This is a genomic window from Martinezella rhizogenes (genome assembly GCF_000799715.1).
Taxonomy (GTDB): domain Bacteria; phylum Pseudomonadota; class Alphaproteobacteria; order Rhizobiales; family Rhizobiaceae; genus Rhizobium; species Rhizobium rhizogenes_C.
On sequence record NZ_JUHG01000011.1, the window covers coordinates 593628 to 615025 of the forward strand.

Below are 21398 nucleotides of genomic sequence, written 5' to 3' on the forward strand. Positions count from 1 at the left end.
CAATCAGAACTCGACGCCCGGCTGTCCCTTGATGCCGGAGCGGAAGGGATGCTTGATCAGTTCCATCTCGGTGACGAGATCGGCGATCTCGATCAGCTCTTCCTTGGCATTGCGGCCGGTCAGGACGACATGCGTCATGTGCGGCTTTTCTTCCTTCAGGAATTCCACCACCTCGTTGATATCGAGATAGTCATAACGCAGCGCGATATTGATCTCGTCGAGGAGCACCATGGAGTTCCGCTCGTCGCGGATCAATTCCTTGGCCTTTTCCCAGGCGGCAGAGGCCGCCGCCACATCGCGGGCGCGATCCTGCGTCTCCCAGGTGAAGCCCTCGCCCATCGTGTGGAACTGGCAGATATCGGAGAAATGCGTCTCGATCAGATCCCGCTCGCCGGTCCACATCGCGCCCTTGATGAACTGCACAACGGCGCATGGCTTCTTATGGGCGATATGCCGGAAAATCATGCCGAAGGCGGAGGACGATTTGCCCTTGCCCTTGCCGGTATGGACGATGATCAGACCCTTCTCGTCGGTCTTCGTCGCCATGATCTTGTCACGCGCGGCCTTCTTCTTGGCCATCTTGTCGGAATGGCGGGCGTCGTCGTTCCTCGGTGCGTCCGTGCCGGTTTCGGCTATTTCTTCGCTCATTTTGCTCTCCCTGAAATGATGGATTTCTGCGCCAGCGGTCCGCCTCGCCAGAGGTAGAGCGCCACCAGCGGCGTCTTCTCGGTCCGCATCGCATGGCGGATGTCCGAGGGATGATGAATGATCTCGCCGGACCAGCGCGGCAGAAAATGTTGACCGTCCTTGCTCCACAGCGCCCCGTCGGTCAGCGGAATATAGATTTCCTCGGCCGTATGATGGTGATCCGGATAGTGGATATCCGGCCCGAGCAGAAGAAAACCGCCGGCCATATCATCGCTGACGAAGTGACCGCGTGTACCGAACAGCTCGACCCAGCCGTATCTCTGGAGGAAATCCACGCCGAAATCCGCAATGCTGTAGGTCTGCCCCCAATGCAGAGCGCTCGCAGCATCCGAGAGGCTGGAAAACAACTCACCCTCGGCGACGTTGGCAGGCTGCTGGAGCCCATTGAGATAGTCCAGAACAGGCAGCCGACGTGCAGCAAGCAGCCGCTCGTCCATCCGCCAATCGAAGCCTTCGATGAAACGCCGCAGTAAGGGATCACTCCGCGAAACAACGTAGTCATGGAAAGCCTGAAGAAGATCGCCGGCCTCGCTCACGCTACGGCCTCCTTGCCCCGCACGGGAGCCTCCAGATCGAACCGGGCAGAATTGCTGCGCGGCGTCCAGAGCTGGCGATCGATGGCTTCCAGCAGGCGCTCCTTCATTTCTCGAAGCGCAGCCGGGTTCTTTTCGGCCATAAAGTCGCGCACTTTCTGATCGACGACGAAAGCCTGATAGACGGCTTCGAAATGATGGTTGCGCACTGCGCCCGTCGTCGCCGCGAAGGCGAAGAGGTAGTCGACCGTCGCGGCAATCTCGAAGGCACCCTTGTAGCCATGGCGCATGACACCATCGATCCATTTCGGATTGACGACCCGGCCGCGAACGACCCGGCCGATCTCCTCTTCCAGCGAGCGGATGACCGGTTTTTCCGGCCGGGAATGGTCGTTGTGATAGATCGACGGGCGCGCGCCGGCGAGCTGCTCCGCCGCCGCCGCCATGCCACCTTCAAACTGATAGTAGTCGTCGCTATCAAGCAAATCGTGTTCGCGATTGTCCTGATTCTGCACGACAGCTTGGATCGAGCGCAGCCGCTCCTCGAACACGCCGCGCTCGGCCTTGCCGTCTTCGCCTGCCCCATAGGCATAGCTGCCCCAAACGAGATAGGCTTCCGCCAAATCAGCGCGCCGCTCCCAGCCCTTCTCGTCGATCAGCGCTTGCAGCCCGGCGCCATAAGCGCCCGGCTTGGAGCCAAAGATGCGATAACCGGCACGCCGGCTGGCCGAGACCTGATCCAGTCCCGCCGCCTCAAGCCGCACGATCTCGCCGCGCATCCGCGCCGCAATCGGATTGTCCACCGCATCCTCCTCCAGCGCGCCGACCGCACGGACCGCCTTGTCGAACAGCGCGATCTGCTCCGGAAAAGCATCGCGGAAGAAGCCGGAAATGCGCAGCGTGACATCGACGCGCGGGCGACGCAGCAGAGCGGGCGGAATAATCTCGTAGCCGGTCACCCGCCGCGAGGTCATATCCCAGACCGGTTTGACGCCGATCAACGCCAGCGCCTGGGCAATATCGTCGCCACCGGTACGCATATTCGACGTACCCCAGGCCGTCAGCCCGAACGAAACCGGCCATTCGCCGTGATCCTGCACATAGCGGCGGATCAACAGCTCGGCCGATTTCTTGCCAAGCTCATAGGCCGCCGGCGTCGGCACGGCGCGGCTGTCGACCGAATAGAAATTCCGTCCCGTCGGCAGCACATCCGGCCTGCCGCGCGTCGGCGCACCGGAAGGACCAGGGGGCACGAACCGACCATCAAGGCCCTTCATCAGGGCGAAGATTTCGGCATCTCCGCAGGCAAGGATCGAGGGTTTCAAGCGGGTTTCGATTTCGGCGAGAACGGCGCGCGTGTGGGGCCAGTCCTCGGGGCATGCGATTTCGCCAGAGACGAATTTGGCGGCGAGAAGTTCGATGCGCTCGACGGTATCGCCCTGGGTGCGCCAGGGATCGTCGGAAATATCGGCGAGAATGTCGGGGCGTTGGTCGGTCCATTCGGCAGCCATGTCGCAATCCAACGGGTCGAACGGCTTGCGCGGAGGGATACCCCCCTCTGTCAGCTTTGCTGACATCTCCCCCACAGGGGGGGAGATCGGTGGGAGTATGCCGCTCCGCTCTCCCAAACCGTGACGCACAGCGTCAACAGATTCGATGTCTGTTTGATACGAGGAAGCGCCGCGATTAGACGATCTCCCCCCTTGAGGGGGAGATGTCACGTCAGTGACAGAGGGGGGTATCGCACCCTCCGCATTTTCTGACCTCAACGCATCCCGGGCAATCGCCCGCTGCAAACTCTGATCACCACCCTCACCCAAACCACGCGGCACACGCGCCAGAGCGACGGTCAAATCGGTGAGCAGCCTACCTGTCGGCGAGACACCAAAGATATGCAGCCCATCGCGGATCTGCATTTCCTTGAGATCGCAGAGATAGGCGTCAAGCTTCTTCAGCGCCTCGTCTTCGCCTTCTCCCTTGGCAATGCCCGCATCCTGGTCGAGGCCGATATCCGCGACGAGATCGAGGATCTGTTTGCGCAACAGGCGAATACGGCGCGGATCGCCGCCAGAAGCTTCGTAATATTCATCCACCAGCGCTTCGAGATCCTTCAGCGGACCGTAGCTTTCAGCACGGGTCAAAGGCGGCGTCAGGTGGTCGATGATCACGGCGCTCGTGCGGCGCTTGGCCTGCGTTCCCTCGCCGGGATCGTTGACGATGAAGGGATAGAGATGCGGCAAAGGCCCGAGGATCGCTTCGGGATAGCAGGCCTCCGACAGCGCCAGGGCCTTGCCCGGCAGCCATTCGAGATTACCGTGCTTACCCATATGGATGACGGCATGGGCGCCGAAGGACTGGCGTAGGAACGCATAGAAAGCGAGATAGCCGTGCGGCGGCACCAGATCCGGAGAATGATAGCTTTCCTTGGGATCGATATTGTAGCCGCGCGCCGGCTGGATACCGACTAGCACCTCGCCGAAGCGGGTGAAGGGCAGTGCGAAAACGCCGTCGCGAACATAGGGGTCGCTCTCGGGACCACCCCAACGGGCAACGATCTCGTCCTGAATCTTTATCGGAAGAGACGAGAAGAAATATTTGTATTCACTTAAGGAAAACGTCTCGCGAACGACCTTGCCATCGTGACCCGAATTGGTCGGCCCGTCCATCAGATGCCGGATCAGCGCATCGCCATCACCGGGGAGATCGGCGACCGGATAACCGGCCGTCCGCATCGCTCTCAGCACCTCGATCGTACCCGCTGGTGTGTCGAGCCCAACGCCGTTGCCAAGCCGTCCGTCCCGGTTCGGATAGTTCGCCATGACCAGCGCCACACGCCGTTCCAGCGGCGGCGTCCCGCGCAGTCGCGCCCAATTGGCGGCAAGCCGCGCCGTATAGCGCATGCGGTCTTCAGCCGGCTCGCTACCAACGATATTGGCTTCCACTCGATCATCATAACGCGCCGCCGCCTTGAACGAGACAGCGCGGGCAAGCACACGCCCATCCACTTCGGGCAAAGCCACGTTCATGCCGAGATCGCGCGCTGAAAGCCCTTGCGACGACGCCTCCCATGCCTGTCTCGACGAAGCCGAAAAAATCGCCTGCAACACGACGGAATCGCTTGTCTCCAATACGGTCGGCTGGCGATCGGCACCCGGCGCCGAGACGGCAAAGCCGGTCGTGTTGATAACGACCTCCGGCTTCAATTCGGTGAACACGCTTTCCAGAATGCCGATCGACACCGGGTCCTTGAGACTATAGGCAAATACCGGCAGCGGCCGCATGCCCTCGGCAATAGCGGCTTCGATCAAGGCTTCGACGGGCTTGGTTTCACCGCTTTGAACAAGCGCGCGATAGAACGAGATGGCAACGGTCGGAGGTTCGCGTCCTCCTGGGACTGCCAATTCGGAGGTTCTTCTCCATTCCTCGACCCCAATCACGCCCCTGCCCGGCCACCAGATCCCGGCCTTCATCAGCGGTGATGCCGTTGCCGGCTTCTCCGCCCCCGACAGCACGGCCTCGGCATAGCCAAGAAACGCCCGCGAATTCGCATCCCCGCCTTCGATCAGGTAGGCCCACAGCGCATTGAGATCGTCGAGCGCAATGTTGGAAAACGGCATCAGCCCCGGATCGGACTTCGAATCTCCCGGCAGCACCGCAATAAGAGCGCCACTGCGCGCGGCACAGGCATGCAGCGCCTCGAGCGCATAGTGGAAATAGCTGGCGCCGCCGAGCGCGCGGACGATGATCAGCTTTGCATGCCTCGCCGTCCGCTCGACATAGGTATCGACCGACATCGGATGCTTGAGGCTCATCAGGCTCGCGAGCCGCAGCGAATAGCCGGCCTCTCCCCGCCTATGGGCGGCGGCGATCGCCGCAAGCTCGGTATCGGCCGCCGACAGGAACAGGATATCGCCCGGCGACTGACCGAGATCGATCGCCTCCTCGCCGTCGCTGATCGTTCCCTTTTGCGCTAGGAGGAGATGCATGGGTCCGCCTTAGACCAAAGCCTCGATCGACTTGCGCACGATCCCTTCGTCCATCTCATGCAGCCCGATCACCACCAGCCGTGTCGCGCGCGCTTCGCCCGGCGTCCAGGCGCGGTCGAAATAATAGTCGATGCGGCTGCCGACAGCCTGGATTTGCAGGCGCATCGGCTTGCCGGGCACATCGACAAAGCCTTTGAGACGCAGGACATCGTGTTCGGAAATCACACCCTTCAGTTTTTCGATGAACGAGGTGGGATCGGCGATCGGGCCGAGCTCGACGACGAAGCTGTCGAACTCGTCGTGATCGTGCGGTGCGCCGTCCTCATGTTCCAGTTCATGATGCGATTTGCGGTTGGCGATATCGGCTTCGGTGCCGATGCCGAGACCAAGCAGGATGGCGGCGGGGACATCGCCGTTCTTCGCCTCGATAATCGTCGGCTTGCGAACGGTGCGTGACGCGACTTCTGCGCGGACACGGCCGAGGCCAGTGACGTCGATCAGGTCGGTCTTGTTGAGAACGATGAGATCGGCGCAGGTGAGCTGATCCTCGAACAGTTCCTCGATCGGGCTTTCGTGATCGAGCGAATCGTCCTCGACACGGCGGGCTTCGACGGCGTCATGATCATCGGCGAAACGGCCGGCGGCAACGGCGGCGCTATCGACCACGGTGATGACGCCATCGACGGTGACCTGGGTGCGGATATCCGGCCAGTTGAAGGCGGCGACCAGCGGCTGCGGCAGTGCCAGGCCGGATGTCTCGATGACGATGTGGTCGGGGCGCACGTCGCGCTCCAGAAGCTTGGTCATGGTCGGAATGAAATCGTCGGCGACGGTGCAGCAGATGCAGCCATTGGTGAGCTCGATGATGTCGTCCTCGGTGCAATTCTCCGCGCCGCAGCCCTTCAGCACATCGCCATCAACGCCGAGATCACCGAATTCATTGATGATCAGGGCGATCTTCTTGCCGCCGGCGTTCTGCAACAGATTGCGGATCAACGTCGTCTTGCCGGCGCCAAGGAAGCCGGTGATGACGGTGGCGGGAATCTTTTCTTGGCTCATGCGGATCAACCCTTCATTTTCAGCGGCAGTCCCGCCGCGATAAAATAGACTTCGGCGCTTGCCGCCGCGATCATCTGGTGCAGCCGGCCGGCATGATCGCGAAACTCGCGCGCCATGCGGTTTTCCGGCACGATGCCGAGCCCGACCTCATTGGAAACGAGAACGAGCCGCGACTTGGCCTTCGGCAGAAATTCGGTGAGAGCGGAGAATTCCGCCGCGATATTACGCTCGGCCATCATCAGGTTGGTGACCCAGAGCGTCAGGCAATCGACGAGAATGGCACGACCATCACCGTCGACCGCCGCCAGCCGCGCGGTCAAATCGAGCGGCTCCTCATGCGTCGTCCACAGATCGCCGCGGTCGTTTCGATGCTGGGCGATACGGTCGCGCATTTCGTCGTCCCAGGCCTGCCCGGTCGCCACATAATGACGGTCAAGGCCGGTATCGGAGATCAGGGATTCGGCGAATCGGGATTTGCCAGAGCGCGCGCCGCCGAGGACGAAGACCGCGCTAGATAGTGAGGATGGCATGGGCTATTGTCGCTCCCATACGAGAGCGCAGGTCAGCGCAACGCGGCTAAGACCGAAAAGCAGGCGCTTACGCGCGAAAAATTCGTTTGACGCCATGACAACCTCCGTGCTGGCAACGAGACATGCGTCCCAAGATAGGCTTTCCGCCCGGTACGCATGGCAGGTCTCCTGGCTCGCGGGTGAGGTGCGGCAAGCGGAGGCGAACCGAAACCGGTCGCCCCCGCTCATGCACCAGCGGATCTTCCTCGCCTTCCCGGCAAACCATCATGAAAAAGCGGACGATTCGTAGATATTAGAGGCGTCCAGCCCTGGTTGATCATGACGCTACGCCAGTGGCTTTTTCCGGTTCTAAAGCTGCTTCCGCTTGCCCGCACCATTGCGGGCTGTCAGCGAAATGCCCTCGAAATCGGATGGAAGACCCTGACCGCTCTACAGTCGCGGGGTCGGCTGTGATGAGAACGCCCGAATTGGGTCCGCCCCTTCACATTCCCTTTTCATCCCATGCGGCAGATCGCCGCTCGGGAACCATTCGTTATGCCTCAATGATTAGGCTTTCGGCTCCGTCAAGTCAATCAAGGCGGCGGACGCGACATCGGCTGTTCCAACAGCGAAAAAGGCTTGAGAACCGCTAGCTACGCAGTCTTTTTGCCGTAATTGTTTGATGTTAGGAGTTTATGGAAGCCAGGTATATACATCTGAGCACGAAACTATCGTCAGTTCCCCATGTTGCAGAAATTTCAACCGCGCCGTCTCGGTGTTCTCTCCGCCTTTTTCAGCGCTAGCCGGCTGAGGGCGCTTTTTCGCCGTGGCGAGCTTGGGCTCGTCATTGCCGGCGCTTTCGTCGGCGTCACCTCCGGCTGTGCCGTCACGGCGATGAGCCTGATATCGCGTGAGCTGCACAGCCTGGTCTACGGCATCCCCGACGACGACCGGCTGAGCTCGGCCGCCATGCAGATCACCGACAAGTCGCTGCTGCTGATCGCCCCGATCGCCGGCGGCATCCTGCTCGGCCTGATGATCTTCATTATGTCACGCACCCGCAAAAAGCCGATGGTCGACCCGATCGAGGCCAATGCGCTCCACGGTGGTCGCCTGTCGCTCACCGACAGCATTCTGGTCGCCGTCCAGAACTTGATCTCCAACGGTTTCGGCGCCTCCGTCGGGCTGGAGGCCGGCTATACCCAGCTCGCCGCCGGCATCGCCTCGAAATTCGGCTACAAGATGCAGTTCCGCCGCGCCGATCTTCGGATGCTGGTCGGCTGTGGTGCTGCCGGCGCCATTGCCGCCGCTTTCAACGCGCCGCTCACCGGTGCCTTCTACGCCTTCGAGCTGATCATCGGCACCTATTCCATCCTGACGCTGACCCCGGTTGTCGTCTCGGCGCTGATTTCGACCTTCATCGCCCGCCTGCTTGCCGGCGACGACTTCGCCATCGATGTCGGCCGCTTCGGTGCCGTGGTTCCCGCCGACTACATCCCGGCCATCCTGCTGGGCGGCTTCTGCGCCGGCGTCGGTATCCTGATCATGCAGGGCGTCGCCTTTATCGAGGAGCTGGCGCGCAAGAGTTCGATCGCGCCACCCTTTCGCCCGGCGCTCGGTGGTCTCGTCGTCGGCCTTCTGGCACTGATCTCTCCGCAGGTTCTCTCCGCCGGCCACGGCGCGCTGCACCTGAACCTCGGCAGCGAAGTCACCCTATGGGGACTGGCGAGCCTCCTCCTGCTGAAGTCGCTTGCCTCCGCGGTTTCGATCGGCTCCGGTTTCAGGGGCGGCCTGTTCTTTGCCTCGCTGTTCATGGGCGCGCTGCTCGGCAAGATCTTCGCCTATTGCGCGCCCTATTTCGACCATACCACGCTGACGCCGGTCATTTATGCCGTCGTGGGCATGAGTTCGCTTGCGGTCGCCATCATCGGCGGGCCACTGACCATGACCTTCCTGGCGCTGGAGATCACCGGCGATTTCCCGATCACCGCGCTGGTACTGGCGGCCGTCATCACCTCGTCGCTGGTGGTGCGCACCACCTTCGGCTACTCCTTCGCCACCTGGCGTTTTCATCTGCGTGGCGAAAGCATTCGCAGCGCCCATGACGTCGGCTGGATCCGCAACCTCACCGTCGCGCGGATGATGCGCCCGGATGTGCACACGGCACATGTGGACATGAGCATCGAGGAGTTTCGGCACGATTTTCCGATCGGCTCGGCCCAGCGCGTCATTCTACTCGACAAGGACGAGAAATATGCCGGCATGGTGCTGGTGCCGGATATTTATGCGAGCCCGGTCGAAAAAGACGACGAACAACACGGCCTTGCCGACTTCATCCGCCACCGCAACGACTTCCTGCAGCCGCAGATGAACGCCAAGCAGGCGGCCGCTTTGTTCGACCAGACGGCAAGCGAAGCCCTGGTGGTGGTCAACGACCTCATCGAGCGCCGCGTGATCGGCCTGCTCACCGAGAGCTATACGCTGCGCCGCTACAGCGAAGAACTCGACCGCCGCCGCCGCGAGGTCTCCGGCGAGCTTTAGCCCGCGAGACTGTCGAGCCAGGCCGGATCAAGCACCGCTTCCAGCTCCGCAGCAATCTCATCCAGCGCCGTGTCGACGCTGGCGCGATAATTCATCCGCTCACCGCTCAGGCCGAAGCTTGCCAGCAGCTTTGCCCGATAGGCATCGCTGCTGAAAAGCCCGTGCAGATAGGTGCCCATGACCAGGCCGTCGCCGGAGCGCGCGCCATCCGGCCGGCCGTCGATCATGGTCGAGGGCCGGTCGCAATCCTTGCCGCGTGTCACGCCAAGGTGGATTTCATAGCCGGATAGCGGCGCGTCATATTCCGCAGATTGAGCCGTGCTGTTGCGCACGGTCTTTTCCGGCGCCATCTCGGTCTCGACATCGAGCAGGCCGAGCCCCGGCGTCTCCGTCACCGATCCTTCGATACCGAGCGGATCATGAACCATACGGCCGAGCATCTGGTAGCCGCCGCAAATGCCGATGACGCGCCCGCCGCGCCGGACATGAGCGGCGATATCCCGGTCCCATCCCTGCGTCCGCAAATCCATGAGATCGCCGATGGTCGATTTCGAGCCAGGCAGGATCACGAGCCCCGCATCCGCCGGCAGACGCTCGCCAGCGCGAACGAAGACCAGATCGACATCCGGCTCGGCGCGTAGCGGATCGAAATCATCAAAATTGGCGATGCGCGGCAAAACGGGAACCGCGATCTTCAGCGCGCCGTCGGAGCCGCGCGCCAGCCGCTCCAGCACGACGGAGTCCTCCGGCGGCAACCGGCCCGCCGCCTTCAGCCAGGGCACGATGCCGTGGCAGGGCCAACCGGTGAAGCTGCCGATGGCCTCGATCCCAGCGCCGAACAGCGAGACATCTCCGCGAAACTTGTTGATGATATAGCCGCGGATCATCCGCCGGTCTTCTTCCGGCAAGATGTGATAGGTGCCGACCAGCGAGGCGATGACGCCACCGCGATCGATATCGCCAACCAGCACCACCGGCACATTGGCGCGGATGGCAAAGCCCATATTGGCGATGTCGCCCTGCCTGAGGTTGATTTCGGCGGGCGACCCGGCACCCTCGACGATCACAAGATCGGTTCCGGCGCGCATGGTCGCAAAGCTTTCCAGCACCGCGCCGAGCAATTGCGGCTTCAGCGCCTGATAGTCCCTGCCCTTCGCATATCCCCAGACCTTGCCCTGCACGATGATCTGGCTGCCGGTCTCCGACTGCGGCTTCAGCAGCACCGGGTTCATATGCACCGAGGACGGCACACGTGCCGCCAGCGATTGCAGCCACTGCGCCCGGCCGATCTCGCCACCATCCTCGGCAACGGCGGCATTGTTGGACATGTTCTGCGGCTTGAACGGACGGACCCTCACGCCCCTGTTGGCGAACAGACGGCAGAGCCCGGCAACCAATACCGTTTTTCCGACATCGGAACCTGTCCCCTGCAGCATGATCGCCTTCGTCATCCGTCATTTCTCCGATCGGGCTTTACCACTGAAATACCGGGATTCCGCCTTGATTTAACCGCCATCATCCACGGCTGAAAATCAGCAATCCAGGGCAAGAATGCACCACCTCACCATTTACTCTATTTGCGACATTGGATGACGATTTCATCCGTTGCTCGCCCCGCGGAAGAGGATTATCTCCGCCGTCAAATCATACAACAAAAGCCGGCCGATCCGGCCCGGAGGATACCCCGATGCTCTTCATCTTCAACAACAAGAATTCCATCCAGATCGCCTGGAATTCCAAGCTGCCATCACCCCGTCCCGACAGTCGGCTTCAGCAGCTCGACACCCGCTCCGGCCCCATCGGTTTCATCCGCACCTACAGCGTCGGCTGATTGGCCGTCAAGCCACAGCCTGTTCGCACAACAAGCCGCCATGCGACCGCATCGGCGGCTTTGTTCATATTCCCGCCGTTCAGCGAACAAACTTTGCGCCCGCTAATGCGCCGAGATCACATGCTACATCAATTCTGACGGCGAAGTGAGGCCAAGCCCTGAAACGCGAAAACCGCGCGATCCGGGGATCGACGCGGTTTGCCAAAAACGCCGGCTCGCTTGCATCTTACACTGCAAGGCTCGCTTTCTCCGGGACGCATTACCTGATCCGGAGATGGGCGGTGTCCCCCGCCACATCTCGATTGATAGCCACACATCGTTACCGGAGGGTTATTAAGTGCTTAAATAAGGATGAATCTGAAAGATTTTCCGAAAATTTTCTGGTTTTTCTCGAGGGGCTGAAAACGACGCGAATGGAATATAAAAAGTCTCTGCCGGACGCGATATTTTAGAGATTTTTCATCTCCGCCGGATCAGAACGGCCACCTCCAGCCTGCAATGCCCATTTTACAGCCATGAATAGCGGAAAAGAGGCTAATTCAAGCGCTTATATAAGCTTCCCGATAAGTCGCCGTAAGTCAGATTGGCCGACGGCAGGTTGATTTCCCCCCTCAAATCATTAGGCTGCATCACGTCGATGTGAAAAGAGCACGGCTGCGACAGGGTTCCGCGGCCGTATAAAAAGCAAATGCACGACAGCAGCATGAGGGGGCCGGACAGACGTCGTCAGCGACGCGTGAACGGTTGTGGTTCGACCACGCTGAAGGGAGATCGACCGGCACTAAGTCTGCTTGACGCCGATTTCCGTAACTTAACGAGAAACTGGGAGACATAATCCAATGAAGAAGCTTATCGCTTCCGCCATCTTCGCACTCGGTGCCTATGCTTTGGCTGGCTCGGCACAGGCTGCGGAATGCGGCGACGTGTCGATCGCCGAAATGAACTGGGCATCCGCCGGCGTCGCCGCGCAGGTCGACAAGATCATCCTGCAGAATGGCTATGGCTGTAATGTCACGCTGGTGACCGGCGACACGCAGCCGACCTTCACCTCCATGAATGAAAAGGGCACGCCCGACATCGCGCCCGAACTCTGGATCAACTCCGTCCGCATCGCGCTCGACAAGGCCGTTTCCGAAGGCAGCTTGATCGAGGCAGCGCCGCTTCTCAGCGACGGCGGCGTCGAAGGCTGGTGGATTCCGAAGTTCCTCGCCGACGCCCATCCCGACATCAAGACCGTCCAGGACGCATTGAAGCATCCGGAACTCTTCCCTGCCCCGGAAGATAAATCCAAGGCCGCAGTCTACAATTGCCCGTCGGGCTGGAACTGCCAGATCTCCACTGCCAATCTCTATAAGGCGACTGGCGCCGAGAAACTGGGCTTCACGCTGGTCGATACCGGCTCGGCCGCCGGCCTCGACGGCTCGATCGCCAATGCCTTCGAAAAAAAGACCGGCTGGCTCGGCTACTATTGGGCACCCACCGCCATCCTCGGCAAGTACGATATGGTGCGCCTGAGCTTCGAGGTACCACACGACAAGAAGGAATGGGACGCCTGCACCTCGCAGCAGGATTGCGCCAATCCGAAGATCAACTCCTATCCCGTATCCGAAGTCTATACGGTCGTGACCAAGGGCTTCGCATCCAAGGCAAGCGTCGCCATGGACTACGTCAAGACCCGCAAATGGGACAATGGCACGGTCGGCAAGGTTCTGGCCTGGATGACGGATAACCAGGGCACGAACGAAGATGCTGCAAAGTACTTCCTGAAGACCTACCCCGACATGTGGACCAAGTGGGTTTCCGCCGATGTCGCGACCAAGGTCAAGGCTTCGCTCTGACAGAAGACGCCGGAACTGGCGGCAGGCGCACTGTCGGCAGCCAGTTCCGCATTCGCAACGGCCGCGGCGACGCTCATATACCGACAGGCCGGCACGGCTCAAGGTCGCAACAAGTCCAGAATGGCGCCTGCGAATGATGTAAAAAGGAAGAAGCAGCCTGAAGAACCGGCTCAGCGTTGCTGTACCATCTTGCGTGAAGGCCACACGCATGGGCTGGACAACAACCGGGCAAGAAGGGGAAGTCCATGGCTATTCAATGTAGTTTCCTGCCGGATGTTCTGTGCAATTTTCCGGCGATCGACGAAACGCTGATCCGCCTCGCGCGCAAGAATATCGATGACGGCTTCAGGGCAATCGTGCGTTCCTACGGCGGTATCATCGATACCGTGGTGCAGCCGCTGCAATGGTTTCTGAACCATCTGGAATGGCTTTTCACCAATACGCCCTGGTTCATCGTGATCCTTGTCATGATGGGCGTCGTCTATGCCGCCAGCCGCAATCTCAAGATCGTCGCCGGCACCGCCATTTCCTTGATCCTGATCGGCGTCTGCGGCCTTTGGGGCGACACGATGGTGACGCTCGCCATGGTGACGGTCTGTACCCTCATCGCCATCGTTATTGGTCTTCCGATCGGCATATTGATGGCCCGCTCCGACCGGCTGCAGTCGATCATCAACCCGACTCTTGACGTGATGCAGACGATGCCGAGCTTCGTCTACCTCATCCCCGTCGTCGTCATCTTCGGCATCGGCAAGGTCCCGGGCCTGATCGCCGTCGTCATCTACGCCGTCCCGCCGATGATCCGCCTGACCAATCTCGGTATCCGCCTTGTCGACAAGGAAGTGCTGGAAGCGGCCGACGCTTTCGGCTCGTCGCACCGGCAAAAGCTGTTCAACGTGCAGATCCCGCTTGCCTTGCCGACCATTATGGCCGGCATCAACCAGACCATCATGATGTCGCTTGCCATGGTCGTCGTCGCCTCGATGGTCGGCGTCGGCGGGCTCGGCAAGAACACGCTGCAGGCCATCAACAACCAGTTCTTCACCGTCGGCTTCCTCAACGGTTTCGCCCTGGTCGCCATCGCCATCATTTTCGACCGTACGAGCCAGGCCTATGGCAGGCGGCTCCAGAAGCACTCGGAGGTCATCCATGGCTAGTCACGCGATCCAGATCAAGAACCTCTACAAGATCTTCGGCCCACGCGGACGCGACTATGTGGATGCGGTCAAGAACGGCCTCGGCAAGGCCGAGCTCAACGAGACGCATGGCCATGTCCTCGGCCTGCAGGATATCAACATCGACATGCCGGCTGGCGCGATCACGGTCGTCATGGGCCTCTCCGGCTCCGGCAAGTCGACGCTGATCCGCCACATCAACCGGCTTATCGAGCCGACGGCCGGCGAAGTGCTCTACGACGGCGTCGACGTCTGCAAGATGAGCGAGAATGCCCTGCGCGAATTCCGCCGCCACAAGACGGCGATGGTGTTCCAGAAATTCGCCCTGCTACCGCACCGCACGGTGATCGAAAACACCATCTATGGCCTGGATATCCAGGGCGTTTCTCGCTCCGAGAGCGAGAAAAAGGGCCAATACTGGATCGAGCGCGTCGGCCTCAGAGGCTTCGAAAATCATTATCCGAACCAGCTTTCCGGCGGCATGCAGCAGCGCGTCGGCCTTGCTCGCGCCTTGACCAACGACGCCGACATCCTGTTGATGGACGAAGCCTATTCCGCGCTCGACCCTTTGATCCGCGTCGACATGCAGAGCGTGCTCCTGGACCTGCAGAAGGAATTGAAGAAGACCGTGGTTTTCATCACCCACGATCTAGACGAGGCGCTGCGCCTCGGCGACAAGATCGCCATCCTGCGTGACGGCAAGGTCGTGCAGCAGGGCAGCGGCCAGGACATCGTGCTGAAACCCGCCGACGACTACATCACCGCTTTCGTCAAGGAAGTGAACCGCGGCCGCATCATCCAGACCCAGACCGTCATGAAGCCGCTTGCCGGCGAGGCACACGGGCCTCGCGTACCCGGCGACATGACACTGGAAATGGCAGCCAAGCAGATGACCGACAACGCACAGAATGCTGCCATCGTCACCGATGCCGACGGCCGGCCGATCGGCACGATCGATCTGCAAGGCATCATCACCGCCATGGTGACGCCGACGACGCACGAAACAACGCGTATGGCGGCAGCCTGAAATCGACCACCGTCGCAAAGTGGAAAGCGCCCTGCCTGGGCGCTTTTTTCTTCCACATCGGGTTATCGAGCAAGCGCTGCCTTTATCCCGACATTGCGATCACATAAAGAAATGTTTATATCTGCATTTCAATTCAGAGCATCCGAGGAGACGCCATGACCGTCACAGCCAATCCCTTGACCGATCTTCTCGCCGAAAAGGGCGTGCTGCTTGCCGATGGCGCGACAGGCACCAATCTCTTCGCGATGGGACTGGAGGCCGGCGAAGCGCCGGAAATCTGGAACGAACAGCATCCCGAACGGATCACCAAGCTGCACCAGGATTTCGTTGACGCCGGCGCCGATATCATCCTCACCAACACCTTCGGCGGTACGCGTCATCGCTTGAAACTGCACCATGCGCAGGATCGCGTTCACAGCCTGAACAAGACGGCGGCGGAAATCGCTCGTGCCGTCGCCGACAAGGCCGGTCGCAAGGTCATCGTCGCCGGCTCCGTCGGCCCGACCGGCGAGCTGTTGGTACCGCTCGGCGCGCTGACCTATGACGACGCCGTCTCCGCCTTTGCCGAACAGATCGAAGGTTTGAAAGCCGGCGGCGCCGATGTCGCCTGGATCGAGACCATGTCGTCGGCCGAAGAAATCCGCGCCGCGGCCGAAGCCGCCGTCAAGGTCGGCCTGCCCTACACCTATACCGGCTCCTTCGACACCGCCGGCAAGACGATGATGGGCCTGCATCCGAAGGATCTCCAGGGCGTTGCCAAGGATGTCGGCGAAGGTCCGCTCGCCACGGGCGCCAATTGCGGCGTCGGGGCCTCGGATATCCTCTCGAGCCTGCTCGACATGACCGAGGCAGACCCAACCGCGACCATCATCGTCAAAGGCAATTGCGGCATTCCCGAATATCGCGGCGCCGAGATCCATTATTCCGGCACGCCGCCGCTGATGGCCGACTATGCACGCCTTGCCCGCGACGCCGGCGCCAAGATCATCGGCGGCTGCTGCGGCACGTCCTGCGACCACCTCGCCGCCATGCGCGAGGCGCTCGACAACTACACGCCCGGCCCGCGCCCGACACTGGAGGTCATCATCGAACGTATCGGCCCGCTGCGTAACAAGACCGCCAATGAAGGCGGAACCGCGCCGGTGCGCGAACGCCGGCGTCGCGGCTGAGCGTCAGCCAATATAAAAGCCGGCCGCGAAATCAAGGCGGCCGGCTTTCACTTGAGCCTGTCTTCCGGCGCTTGATACCCGCCTTATTGTCCGAGCGGGCGCTCGTTGATCGTATCGAGGAAAGACATGTCCTCGGCGCCGTCCTTGCCAAAGACAAAGAAGTCCGCCTCCGAAATCAGCGGGTGCTTGTAGGGATTGTCGATGTGCTTGAGCAGCCTCCATTCCGGCAGCCAGCGCGCCACATCATCGGTGAACCGCCGGTTTCTCACATGGATCGCACCGTGCCGGTCAGGGGCATCGTAATTCGAGGTGTAGACGACGACATACCGGTTCGACAGGGAGAACAACCTGTCGATATAGGCGCGGTAAACCTCATCCTCGACAAGATGAAGAATGACGTCGAGTGACAGGGTCAGCTCGAAAGTTTCGTTGTAGATGCTGATGTCCAGCTGCGGGTCGCCAAGCCAGACGAAGGCGCGACCGGGGCGATTTCCGTGCATCTGCCGGCAGAGATCGACCGCTGTCTGCGAGATGTCAAATCCCGTATAATCGTCAAAGGCAAGATAGCGGAGCTGGTTGCCGTCACCGCTGCCAAGTTCGCCTACCCGCTTCAGCTGCTTTTCGGCCACGAAGGCGTTCAGGATATGAGCCTTGTATTCGGCTGATTTATTATACGAGCCGGCCCCTGAATTGCCGCCGGCCAGATAGCGTTGCTCCCAATACTTCGCCGAATCGAAGCCCGGCCGGCCATCGGCAGCGGGCTGCTGAGGTAGAGGGATCAGCGGCATGACATCGGCGAGCGGCGCAATCGGCGCGAGCCATTTTTCCCACTCGCGGCCAGCCGCCGGCTTCAGCTCATTGCCGTTGCGAAGGGTCCATGCCTTGACGCGTGCCGCATGCTTCGACAGCAAGTCATGGTAGGCGGGTGCATGACCGCCACTACGCGCGACAAGATGCACTTCGCAAAGAAAATCCGGATGAAGCGTCACATTGCGCATCTCATCCGTCTCGTGATCGCAAGTGACGAAAACGATGGGATCGCGCTCACGTCCGGCGACCGCCAGGATGAACTCCACCAGCCCGTCGACACGGTCGGTATCCACAAGGTAGACAATCGATGCGGCATCCGCCGCGTCCGATGCGAGGAGCGAGAGCGGGTATATCGACGACAACACCTCGTCCTGCCTGCGCGAGCTGTCATAGGCCGATCCGGTATTGGCCGCCGATTGCGCATAAATCGAGGAACGCGGCACCTCTATCGAGAGCAACCAGCCTTCCTTGCGCGGCACGGCATAGGCCGGAATACCATTGCGATGCAGATATTCCGCAAGCCAGATATCCGCCATGTTGCGATGGCGGAAATCGGCGAGCGTCATCTTGATGAGGCTGGAATGAAACGCGCCGGTGCCGGTCGCCGCCACGTGAACCCGGCGCCGCCGCATGAGGGAACGCTCGTAGTGGAAGACGGCACGGCCGCGATCCTTATAGTAGCCACGGCTCGGCTGCAGGATGATCGAACCGTGCACGCTGACGACCGCCTGGCCGCGCAACTGCGCCAGCTCGCCGACCATGCGCGCGACGAAATCGTCGGGATAGATGATGTCATCGTCGCAGGTGACGTAGATGGCATCCTCGACCTGCTCCAGCCCCCAGAACTTGCCGGCGTCGCCATAGCGACTGCCATCGGTGTCGATGAAATGCCGGATCTTCGGATGCTCGGCAATGAAGCGTGGAGCCTCGGTGAAGCCGTTGAGATAGACATAAAGTCGATCGACCTGTGGCAGTAGCGACATGACCGTTGCCCGCAGGGCAATCTCGTTGCCGGCAACGGTCGCCATGCCGGCGGCGATCTCCCGGGTCGGCGGCAGTGCGGCGAGGTCGCGCGGATCGAGCAGGTCGATTGCTCGTTCAGGTATGGCCGCTTCGACATGCGACACCTCGAAAAGATAGGTCGGCGTCTCGTTGTAAAGCCGAATTTTCCGATAGCCCAAGGGGCGGAGAACGGCCTCCACCGCCGCCAGCACCGCGACACTGCCGGCACTGACGAGCAGTTTCGGCCGGCAACGTGCAATCGTTGCCGCCGCCCCTTGCAGCACATCGGCTTCCGTACCGTTGACATCGATCTTGATAAGATGAACTCGCCGTTCGCCAACGATATCGTCGAGGCTCGCCATGCGGATAGCGCCTTGGTCAGCCGGCAGGAACCGCGCCCCACCGAGGTTGGTGGCATCCGTTCCGACGATCCCGCCGGTGCCGGCGACGGCACCCAGCGCAAGCAGATGGAGTTCAACCAGCCTGTTTATGCCGTTGAGTTCGACATTCGCCTGAAGCACGGCAAAGGCAGCGGGGTTCGGCTCGATGGCGAGCGTCCGGACACCGAGGACGGAGCTGAGAAAGAGCGTGTGGTTGCCGATATAGGCGCCCACGTCGACTACCAGCGCATCTTCAGGCAAGGAGGAACCGACCTCTTCCAGCATGGCCCGCTCATAGAAAGTCCGGTTCTGCAGGATGAACCTCTGTATATGATCGTCCGGATTGGGAAGGTGGAACCGGACCGGGGTCCGGTAGCTGTTCACTTCGCAGGCGACGGTGGCTTGCAGAGTCATCGCGGTTCTTTCCAACATGCAGAGGTTTGTCGAGAATATGCCGGCGCGTTCGAAAGCATCATCAGCGGCCGCCGATGACCATCAAGCCGCTGCCGCCGATCGCATCGAGGCAGAATTTCAGTCCGGAGCTGACGCTCGCCCAACGCTTGGCGGCCATCGCCTCGGTGGCACTGTCCTGGGCGAAGAGGCAGAAGCTGAAGCCACGCGGCGACAGGTTGTTTGCCAGTGCCGGCAGGGCGACGAGCGCGCTCTCGGCCGGATAGGACGTATTCCACAGGTCGACGACCACCAGATCGAACTTGATGTCCTCGCTGATCTGCCTTGTATCGGGGAACGCGGCGGAAAATTCCTCGAAATTTATATTGGTCGCTTCGGATTCGATGATGGAAATGCCCTCGGTCAGACCACTGGCCACGAAGCGAGCTTCCATGTCGCCGACCTGTTCGGGCGAAAGACATAGGCAGTTCAGCCCGGCATCGAGGCCGGAGAGAATGGACGCCAGCGCCAATGCGGAGCGTGGCGCACCGATATGCAGGATATTCGGGGTATCGCCCCTGCTGAGGGCAGCACGGCGAAGCGCCCAGATCTGCATCGGTGTCAGCATGTCTCGACCGGCTGCGGATTGCGCGTCGAGCAGGGTCGGATAGCCGGCAACCAGAATCTGGCCCGCCGTTTCCTGCCAAGCCTGCGAAGCATCGGCGGCGACGCCAGTAGCCGGCGCACGATATTCGGCGGCAACGTTGGCCACCACCGGCGTCGCGGCTGTCTTTGCCGGCCTGGTTAGCGGCAACGGCGGCTTGTTGAATGCCTCCTGCGCAGACCGCTGCTGCGCGGTGGAATTCAGCCCGCGCGACTGCGGATCGAGATTATGGTGCGAATAGGGATTGGTCGCCGTGTAACGGTGAGCGTTGACCGGGATGAACTCATAGCGCCGGGTCTGATCGAGTATGGGCAGGGCAAGGGCGATGTCGCAGGCCGCCATGAACCATTGTCCGGCATCGTCGCGCAAATAGCCCTCGGGAACATTGTCCAGCAGCGAGGCGCGGAAGCTGAAGAGATGGCTGGTCTTCCAACCCTGCCGGCGCGGCGAAAGGTTGGGATCGAGAGCGCCATTACCGCCGACCCCGCCGCCATCGGTGACGAAGTTCGTCCAGACGACATCCTGCCCGCCGGCATAGCTTTCAGACATCCGCTCCAGAATATTGGGAATGATCAACTGGTCGTCGCCATCAAGCATGGCGATGAACTCGGCCATCTTGGTGCGTGGCCTCAGATGCTCCCAGACGTTGCACGACTTTCCGAGACGCGTTTCGTTGCGGATGAAGGTATGGCGATTGGGGAAAAGATCGTTGAGCAGCGCCGCTGCGATAACACCGGTGTCGTCGTCGGAGCGATCGTCGATAAAGAGAACGTGCAGATCGTCAAGCGTCTGCCTGGAGAGGCTTGCCAGGGATTGCCTGACATACATTTCGCAATCGCGCGCCGTCATGAAGATCAGCGCTTTTGCCTCGCCTGCAATTTCCGTCATCGATGTTCGAAGCCCCAATCCGACAATCCGCATCCGAAGGATAAAATCCCCCGCGATGTGGATTAGCGATTGTGGCTGGTTCCAACCTTACGCCTTATGGCGCTCAGCCCGGCAGCGATTGCGTCACCGCGATGATCGGGCCAAGCGGGAATAGGCCGTCCCGCCGCCGCCATTCCGGAATGTCGAGACTGGAAATACTGCCATCGAGGAAGAGCGCATTGGCGCAACCGAGATCGTCGCGGAACAGGGTTGCAAAATCATGGAAGCGGACGAAACCGTCGGAGACGGCGAAGATCACCTTGCCGTCGGCCGAGACGCCAACGCCATTGCGCGTCTTGAAACTGGTGCTGTCGGCAAGGAACGACGGATGCAGCTTGCCGTCGATCACCAGCATCGGCCCGGATTGCGTCGCGTAAAAAGGCTTGATGCCGGAGGCAAGGAAGGCCTTGCTCTCCATGACGCTGGCGCGGCCCGGCTGGATATAGAAGATACCGTTGGGCAGGAGATGGAAATTACCCCATCCCCTGTTGGTGTTGATCGCCTTCAACTGCTTGCCTGCCTCGATATAGAGGCCGACCGGTGACAGATCGTCCTGATACATGCCGCCATTCATCGCGAAACGGACGAAGAGGCGGTCCTGCGCCAGATCGCTTTCCAGCGCCCGGAACGAACCATAGGGCTTGCCGCTGTGGTCGTATTCATAAAGCTGGATGCCGTCGACGGCCGGATCGAAGGTGCAGACGGTATAGCTGTCGCCGAGATGCAGAACCTTGCGGCATGCTTCGTCGGCAAAGGCCGTGGTGGCGCAGGCAAGAATGGCAAGCACAGCCAATAATCGAATCAAGTGACAACTCCGCAGAGGATTACGGCAACGCTAAAGCACATCGC

General features: G+C 60.9%; 15 protein-coding genes and 1 riboswitch. Of the genes, 6 read left to right on the forward strand and 9 right to left on the reverse strand.

Annotated features, from left to right (window positions below):
* Nucleotides 1-3: 3 nt before the first annotated feature.
* The 5 genes from cobO to cobU are packed head-to-tail and all read right to left on the reverse strand — an operon-like array spanning nucleotide 4 to nucleotide 6816.
* Complete coding sequence (gene cobO, locus EX00_RS06840; RefSeq protein WP_047455399.1) at nucleotides 4-648, reverse strand: cob(I)yrinic acid a,c-diamide adenosyltransferase; 645 nt, start codon at nucleotides 646-648, stop codon at nucleotides 4-6.
* Entirely contained in the window at nucleotides 645-1244 is a 600-nt protein-coding gene (locus EX00_RS06845) for a dimethylsulfoniopropionate lyase (RefSeq protein ID WP_047455401.1), read from the reverse strand. Before EX00_RS06845 ends, cobO begins: the two co-directional genes overlap by 4 nt.
* Nucleotides 1241-5227, reverse strand: coding sequence for a cobaltochelatase subunit CobN (gene cobN / locus EX00_RS06850; RefSeq protein ID WP_047455403.1), 3987 nt, complete (start codon nucleotides 5225-5227; stop codon nucleotides 1241-1243). The genes EX00_RS06845 and cobN overlap by 4 nt, the downstream gene beginning before the upstream one ends.
* A gap of 9 nt (nucleotides 5228-5236) precedes the next feature.
* Nucleotides 5237-6286 (reverse strand): cobalamin biosynthesis protein CobW, encoded by a 1050-nt coding sequence (gene cobW, locus EX00_RS06855; RefSeq protein ID WP_047457537.1) that lies wholly within the window; start codon nucleotides 6284-6286, stop codon nucleotides 5237-5239.
* 5 nt (nucleotides 6287-6291) lie between these two features.
* The gene (gene cobU / locus EX00_RS06860) at nucleotides 6292-6816 is read right to left on the reverse strand and encodes a bifunctional adenosylcobinamide kinase/adenosylcobinamide-phosphate guanylyltransferase (RefSeq protein WP_047455405.1); all 525 of its coding nucleotides are present in this window, start codon (nucleotides 6814-6816) and stop codon (nucleotides 6292-6294) included.
* Between the two features lie 141 nt (nucleotides 6817-6957).
* A riboswitch (cobalamin riboswitch) is annotated at nucleotides 6958-7361 on the reverse strand.
* Nucleotides 7362-7539: 178 nt separating this feature from the next.
* On the opposite strand from cobU, the gene EX00_RS06870 reads away from it, so the two are divergent.
* Nucleotides 7540-9336 carry a chloride channel protein gene (locus EX00_RS06870; RefSeq protein WP_047455409.1) on the forward strand — a complete coding sequence of 599 codons (1797 nt, stop codon included), beginning with the start codon at nucleotides 7540-7542 and terminating at the stop codon, nucleotides 9334-9336.
* On the opposite strand, the gene EX00_RS06875 is transcribed toward EX00_RS06870, so the two are convergent.
* Complete coding sequence (locus tag EX00_RS06875; protein WP_047455411.1) at nucleotides 9333-10787, reverse strand: cobyric acid synthase; 1455 nt, start codon at nucleotides 10785-10787, stop codon at nucleotides 9333-9335. The genes EX00_RS06870 and EX00_RS06875 overlap by 4 nt on opposite strands.
* 236 nt (nucleotides 10788-11023) lie before the next feature.
* Here EX00_RS06875 and EX00_RS31700 point away from each other — a divergent pair, with 236 nt between their 5' ends.
* The 5 genes from EX00_RS31700 (at nucleotide 11024) to bmt (ending at nucleotide 16376) form a co-directional block, all read left to right on the forward strand.
* A complete protein-coding gene (locus EX00_RS31700; protein WP_202903698.1) occupies nucleotides 11024-11167 on the forward strand; it encodes a hypothetical protein in 144 nt (47 codons plus the stop codon).
* Nucleotides 11168-12006: 839 nt separating this feature from the next.
* Nucleotides 12007-13005, forward strand: coding sequence for an ABC transporter substrate-binding protein (locus EX00_RS06880; RefSeq protein WP_047455413.1), 999 nt, complete (start codon nucleotides 12007-12009; stop codon nucleotides 13003-13005).
* Between the two features lie 245 nt (nucleotides 13006-13250).
* Nucleotides 13251-14162, forward strand: a complete 912-nt coding sequence (locus EX00_RS06885) for an ABC transporter permease (protein WP_047455414.1) — start codon at nucleotides 13251-13253, stop codon at nucleotides 14160-14162.
* Nucleotides 14155-15207, forward strand: a complete 1053-nt coding sequence (locus tag EX00_RS06890) for a quaternary amine ABC transporter ATP-binding protein (protein WP_047455416.1) — start codon at nucleotides 14155-14157, stop codon at nucleotides 15205-15207. The genes EX00_RS06885 and EX00_RS06890 overlap by 8 nt, the downstream gene beginning before the upstream one ends.
* 155 nt (nucleotides 15208-15362) lie before the next feature.
* Entirely contained in the window at nucleotides 15363-16376 is a 1014-nt protein-coding gene (bmt, locus tag EX00_RS06895; protein WP_047455418.1) for a betaine--homocysteine S-methyltransferase, read from the forward strand.
* Between the two features lie 83 nt (nucleotides 16377-16459).
* On the opposite strand, the gene EX00_RS06905 is transcribed toward bmt, so the two are convergent.
* The 3 genes from EX00_RS06905 to EX00_RS06915 form a co-directional block, all read right to left on the reverse strand.
* A complete protein-coding gene (locus EX00_RS06905) occupies nucleotides 16460-18982 on the reverse strand; it encodes a class I SAM-dependent methyltransferase (RefSeq protein WP_080761211.1) in 2523 nt (840 codons plus the stop codon).
* 61 nt (nucleotides 18983-19043) lie between these two features.
* Nucleotides 19044-20510: a glycosyltransferase family 2 protein gene (locus EX00_RS06910; protein WP_047455421.1), complete on the reverse strand. Its 1467-nt coding sequence runs from the start codon at nucleotides 20508-20510 to the stop codon at nucleotides 19044-19046.
* Between the two features lie 103 nt (nucleotides 20511-20613).
* Entirely contained in the window at nucleotides 20614-21354 is a 741-nt protein-coding gene (locus tag EX00_RS06915; RefSeq protein ID WP_047455424.1) for a phosphodiester glycosidase family protein, read from the reverse strand.
* Nucleotides 21355-21398 lie beyond the last annotated feature (44 nt).